2 protein-coding genes are annotated in these 391 nt (G+C 47.6%); both read left to right on the top strand.

Annotation, left to right across the window (positions count from 1 at the left end; all coding sequences use genetic code 11):
* Positions 1–212 (top strand): Rop family plasmid primer RNA-binding protein (locus H0X95_RS35795; protein ID WP_442859840.1); only part of this gene is annotated, 212 nt, incomplete at its 5' end.
* Positions 212–391 (top strand): helix-turn-helix transcriptional regulator (locus H0X95_RS36150; RefSeq protein WP_330165507.1); only part of this gene is annotated, 180 nt, incomplete at its 3' end. The genes H0X95_RS35795 and H0X95_RS36150, both read left to right, overlap by 1 nt.

Genomic DNA, 391 nt, shown 5'->3' with positions numbered 1-391 from the left:
CTGATGCTCTGAGGGCCCTTATGACGAAACAACAGAAAACAGCGCTGAACATGGCTAAATTCATCCAGAATCAGTCTCTGCTCCTGCTGGAGAAGCTTAACGAGCTTGATCTCGATGTTGAGGCGGACCTTTGTGAGAAACTCCACGATGATTCGGAGCATCTTTTCCGTACACTGTCCTCGAGACTGGATGCATTACAGGATGGTAACTGATGGCCAGAGTATCTATTAGTGAGGCTGCCCGACTGACGGGTAAGAGTAGAACAACACTGCACAGGTTAATTAAAGCAGGTGACCTGTCCACCTGTAGCGGTGAACGCAATGCAAAAATGGTAGATACTTTAGAGCTTTTACGTGTCTTTGGTCCCTTTGAACAACCGAAGGGTGAACAC

Source organism: Burkholderia sp. 9779_493 (genome assembly GCF_015712215.1).
GTDB lineage: Bacteria > Pseudomonadota > Gammaproteobacteria > Burkholderiales > Burkholderiaceae > Burkholderia > Burkholderia cenocepacia.
The sequence above is the reverse complement of the archived record's forward strand: the minus strand, read 5'-3'. Positions and strand labels throughout refer to the sequence as shown.